A 4,593-nucleotide genomic window follows, 5' to 3' on the forward strand; every position below is an offset into this window, starting at 1 on the left:
GTCAGTGCGTGCTGCTGTGCCAGTTCCACCACGACATCTGCATCCACCGCCGCGGCTGGCGGCTCATCCTGCACCCCGACGGAACCACCACCGCCTACGGCCCGGAGGGCCAGGTCCTGCACAGCCACTCACCGCCCACCGCCCGCGCCGGATAAACCCGGCCCGTGAAGGCTAATCGGCGTACAACGCCGCCAACCTGGCCGGACCGCCGCCAGCGGACGGCGTCTGCATCTGGACGTGCTCCACGGCCAGCGGCGACGACTGCCCCGACGTGTTCACCGTTGCGGTGAGCTCTCCGCGGACGGCAAGCACCAGGTCGGTCGCGGTCTTTCGGCGGTGAACATCGCCTAACGAGCGGAGCATGAGGATACGGCCCGCGGGGCCGCGCCCCTCGACCTTGTCCAGGTCGACGATGATGGCGACGCCGCCGCGCCGGAAGTCCATCTGCCGCTCGCGGGCTGGCGAGCCATCGAAGACAGCGGTCCTGGCGTCGGGGTCATCCGCGATCCTGGCCCGTCCGTAGAAGGTGTAGGTGGTCCTGGTCTTCGGGTCGTGGTAGAAGAGCGTGACCTTGGGCCGGGCAGAGATGTGGCGCGGCAGGCCGCCTTCCGGGTCGCGCGCCCATACGGCCAGTTGGTCGTCGGAGTAGGCCTGGATCGTGCCGCGGAATGACAGGTGGATCTCGCCCTCACCGTCGCTGTACGCGATCATCATGGGCGTCTGGTTGTCAAAGGCGCCGTTGACCGCGTTCTTGATCTCGTCGGTGAGCCGCAGCTCGGCGGCCGGCACTGGCGCGCCGGGGAGGGTCTGCTGCTCGACCCGGCTGATCTTCGCGCCGCTGAACGTGAAAACGAACTCCACGCCGCCGAACGGTGCCGTGGCCGGGAGCCGGGCGGTGACCGTGATCGTGTCGCCATTTTCGGCCGGTTCCGTCCAGTGCGGCCCAGCCGCCAGCAGCCCGGCGATGCGGGGCTCGTGCAGTAGCGCGAGCGCCCCTTCGACGCCCTCGGCCCGCCCGAATTGGCTCTCCACGACCACGTTGTCGGCCAGGTAGCCGGCAACGCTGTCGTCCTCGCCCTTGACGATGGCGTTCTGGTACGCCTCAACTGCTGTGATCCGGTCGCTCATACCCCCACAATCGCAGACCGCGCCGGTGCGGGCCAGCTCAGTTATCCGCTCACGGTGAACGCCGATTTCACTTCCTCCGCCGCGTCTCTACAGTGGTGCCATGGCCGAGGTCGCGCGCGTTTACCCGCTGAAGAGGCAGCAGCCGGAACCGCTGTGGCGCGAAGTGCTCGGCGCCCGGCTGCGGGCGCTGCGGGCCGAGCGCGCTGAAACGCTGGCAGAAACGGCGGAGCGGGCCGGAATCTCGCCGCAGTACCTCTCCGAGGTCGAGCGCGGGCGCAAGGAGCCGTCCAGCGAGATGATCGCCGCCCTCGCCGGTGCGCTGGACACCACGCTGGCCGACCTGACCACCCAGGTCACCGAGGACCTGCGAGAGCGGCCGACGCGGTCGCCCGTTGCCCCGGGCGCGCCGGTCGCGCTCGCCATGGCGGCCTAGATCCGCCCGCTCAATCCACGCGATCCGAGATGACCTGGTCGATGAGGCCGTATTCCTGTGCCTGGTGGGCCGTGAACACCCGATCCCTGTCGGTGTCGGCGCGGAGCGTCTGAGCCGACTGGCCGGTGTGCAGTGACAGCACCGCCTCCATGTCGGCGCGCAGCCGCACCACCTCGTCGGCCTGCAGGATCAGGTCGGGGATCGTGCCCTGGCCGCGGGCCGCCGGCTGGTGCAGCACAACCCGGGCGTGCGGCAGCATCAGGCGGTGCCCTGGCGCGCCCGCCGCGAGCAGGACGGCGCCAGCCGCGATCGCCTGCCCGACACACGTCGTATAGACCGGGGCCTGGATGAACCGCATGGTGTCGTACACGGCGAGCATCGAGGTCATGTCGCCGCCCTCGCAGTTGATGTACAAATTGATCTCCTGGTCCGGGCTGCGCGCCTCCAGGTAGATCAGCTGCGCGGTGAGCGCGTTGGCCACGCCAGGGTCGATGACTGTGCCGAGGTAGACGATCCGCTCGGTGAGCAGGTGCGAGTAGACGTCCATGATCCGGTCGCCGCGCGGGTCCTCGCCGATGACGTTGGGGATGGTGTACGTGTTCACGACTCGCTCCGGTCCCGCAGCCCGAACGGCCGCTTCTTCGAGGGCATGACCTGGCCGAACGACTCCGCGATCCCGTCGACGAACCCGTAGTCGCGGGCCTCGTCGGCGCTGTACCAGTGGTCGTGCCTGGAATCCTCGAAGACCTGGTCGACGGGCTGCCCGGTGTCTTCGGCGATGAGGCCAAGTACCGTGTCGCGGGTCTGCCGCAGGTCGGCAGCCTGTAGCTCGACCTCCGCGGCCGAGCCGCCGATGCCGGCCGAGCCCTGGTGCATGAGGATGCGGGCGTGCGGGAGCGCGAACCGCTTGCCCTTGGTGCCGGCCGAGAGCAGGAACTGCCCCGCACTGCAGGCGATGCCGAGCGCCAGGGTGGACACGTCGCACGGGACGAGCCGCATGATGTCCCGGATCGCGAGCATGGACGGGACCGATCCGCCCGGGGAGTTGATCCACAGCGCGACGTCCGCGTCCGTGTCTTCGTCGGCGAGCGTCAGCAATTGCGTCGCGAGCAGGGTTCCGTTGTCATCGTCGAGGACTCCGTCCAGGACGAGAATGCGTCGCTGGAGCAGAGAAAGCCGGGTCCGTTCTGTGAAGACTGGAGTTTTTTCATCCTGAGCCATGCAACCAGCGTGCGCGAAGACTGGCCGGATCGGTGCGCCGCGCTGCCGTCGGCAGATCTGCCCACAGCAGCGGCCGCGGGCTTACCGTCGCTTCGGCCGGTGCTGCGCTGGCACGATCACCGCGTCTGGCCCGGGATACACCAGACGAGTGCGACCGTCCTCGAACCGCACGACGTACGGCGGTTCCCCCTTGTCCCCGTGTACCTCAATGATCTCGCCGTTCCGGTCCGCGTGCCCGACGACGTTGCCGTGGATGCAGATTTTGTCTCCTATGACCGCTTCCATGCCGCTATCTCCCGCCACGTTGAGGGCGTGCTTTAGACCAGCCTCGCACGTCGGCTGCTGGGTGCCCAGACCGCGTCCCTGGGTTAACCGCGCAGCGCCGCTTCAAGGACGGCACCGGCCGCGAGCAGCCGGTCCTCGCTGTTCGCCGGGCCGATGAGCTGGACGCTCGCCGGCAGCGGCCCGTCGGCAGGGACCGGCATGGCGAGCGAAGGAACGCCCGCCACGTTCACCGGCGAGGTCAGGCCGCGGAGCGCCATCATGGTCGCCGCGTCCTCGATGAGCGCCGGGAAGCCGAGCAGGGTGGGCGCCGCGAGCACGTCGACCTGGCGCCAGAGGTCGTCGAGCGCGGCCCGCCACCCGGCGATCGTGACCCGGGCGGCCGCCAGGTCCGCTTCGGTGATTGTGCTGGACCTGCGGAGCCGGTCCAGCACGTCGGCGCCGATCAGGTCCGCCGAGGTGCGCACCAGGTCCGCGTTCGTCGCCCACGCCGCCGCGCTAAGGACGGTCAGCGACGCGGCGATGACCGCGTCAACATCGGGGATGCTCACCGGCTGCACGTCGAACCCGGCCGTGCGCAGCGCGCCGTCAATCGCCGCGTCGATCGTGGGGTCGGCGCCGATCGCCAGCCGGCCGACGGTGCGCGGCGCCTCGGCGGCGATCGTGAAGCCTGGCTCGAGCAGCGCCATCCCGGTGACCAAGCCGCTGATGTCCCTGGCCATCGGGCCTATCGTGTCCAAGGCGGGTGCGAGCGGGCGGACGTCCTCGAGCGAGACGCGTCCCCACGTGGTTTTGAGCCCGGCTATCCCGCAGCACGCCGCCGGGATGCGGACCGATCCGCCAGTATCCGTCCCGAACGCCACGTCCGCTTCCCCGGCGGCCACCGCCACGGCCGAGCCGCTCGAGGACCCGCCGGGCACCCGGCGCGGGTCGAGCGGGTTGACGGGCGTGCCGAACGCGGCGTTAATTCCTGTGACTCCGAAGGCAAGCTCGTGCAGGTTCGTCTTGCCGACGAACCGTGCGGCGCCCCGCCGCTGCGCCTCGCGCAGCCCGGCGAGACACGGGGCGTCGTGCGTGGCCGGCGCCGCGCGCTCGGCGATCGCGCGCGAGCCCGCGGTCGTCGGCAGGCCGGCCATGTCGATGAGGTCCTTCACCGCCACCCGCGGGCCGGAACCGGGCTGAGAGTCCGTGCTGATCCAGGTGGCCACGTCCGCCAGGCTAACGGGTGACACGATGGAACCGTGAGCGATCACCGGGCGGAGAGCCTCACGGTCAACGCGGCCGGGCTCGTGCAGGCATCGCCCTCGTCACTTGCTACACCGACGACCGGCACGTCGAGCACTCCGCGCTCGACCAGCCCCACCAGCGTGGGGAACGTCTGTCAGCGGCCGCCCGCGCGGACATGAGGTCTGACATGATCTGAAGAGTGGCCGATGCGGCGGATGGGGTGACCATGCAGCGCTACCCGAACATCAGCGATCACGGTCTCATCGGAGACCTGCAGACGGCCGCCCTCGTGTCGACGGACG

General features: G+C 70.0%; 6 protein-coding genes. 1 reads left to right on the plus strand and 5 read right to left on the minus strand.

Features of this window, described 5'->3' with window-relative positions; translation table 11 throughout:
- Positions 1 to 171: 171 nt before the first annotated feature.
- Positions 172 to 1,128 (minus strand): pyridoxamine 5'-phosphate oxidase family protein, encoded by a 957-nt coding sequence (locus WA805_RS23190; RefSeq protein ID WP_425243394.1) that lies wholly within the window; start codon positions 1,126 to 1,128, stop codon positions 172 to 174.
- 100 nt (positions 1,129 to 1,228) lie between these two features.
- Here WA805_RS23190 and WA805_RS23195 point away from each other — a divergent pair, with 100 nt between their 5' ends.
- The gene (locus WA805_RS23195; protein WP_425243395.1) at positions 1,229 to 1,561 is read left to right on the plus strand and encodes a helix-turn-helix domain-containing protein; all 333 of its coding nucleotides are present in this window, start codon (positions 1,229 to 1,231) and stop codon (positions 1,559 to 1,561) included.
- Positions 1,562 to 1,571: 10 nt separating this feature from the next.
- Here WA805_RS23195 and WA805_RS23200 read toward each other — a convergent pair whose 3' ends face one another.
- The 4 genes from WA805_RS23200 to WA805_RS23215 form a co-directional block, all read right to left on the minus strand.
- A complete protein-coding gene (locus WA805_RS23200) occupies positions 1,572 to 2,165 on the minus strand; it encodes a ClpP family protease (protein ID WP_422282657.1) in 594 nt (197 codons plus the stop codon).
- Positions 2,162 to 2,782 (minus strand): ClpP family protease, encoded by a 621-nt coding sequence (locus WA805_RS23205; protein WP_422282655.1) that lies wholly within the window; start codon positions 2,780 to 2,782, stop codon positions 2,162 to 2,164. Before WA805_RS23205 ends, WA805_RS23200 begins: the two co-directional genes overlap by 4 nt.
- Positions 2,783 to 2,863: 81 nt before the next feature.
- Positions 2,864 to 3,067 (minus strand): DUF1918 domain-containing protein, encoded by a 204-nt coding sequence (locus tag WA805_RS23210; RefSeq protein ID WP_422282653.1) that lies wholly within the window; start codon positions 3,065 to 3,067, stop codon positions 2,864 to 2,866.
- Between the two features lie 83 nt (positions 3,068 to 3,150).
- Complete coding sequence (locus tag WA805_RS23215) at positions 3,151 to 4,296, minus strand: amidase (RefSeq protein WP_425243396.1); 1,146 nt, start codon at positions 4,294 to 4,296, stop codon at positions 3,151 to 3,153.
- Positions 4,297 to 4,593: the final 297 nt, after the last annotated feature.

The sequence above is a fragment of the Trebonia sp. genome (assembly GCF_049794275.1).
Lineage (GTDB): Bacteria > Actinomycetota > Actinomycetes > Streptosporangiales > Streptosporangiaceae > Trebonia.

Excerpts from the sequence above, each read along its gene's own strand:
- WA805_RS23190 (WP_425243394.1), bottom strand. The coding sequence starts at position 1,128 with ATGAGCGACCGGATCACAGCAGTTGAGGCGTACCAGAACGCCATCGTC.
- WA805_RS23195 (WP_425243395.1), top strand. The coding sequence starts at position 1,229 with ATGGCCGAGGTCGCGCGCGTTTACCCGCTGAAGAGGCAGCAGCCGGAA.
- WA805_RS23205 (WP_422282655.1), bottom strand. The coding sequence starts at position 2,782 with ATGGCTCAGGATGAAAAAACTCCAGTCTTCACAGAACGGACCCGGCTT.
- WA805_RS23210 (WP_422282653.1), bottom strand. The coding sequence starts at position 3,067 with ATGGAAGCGGTCATAGGAGACAAAATCTGCATCCACGGCAACGTCGTC.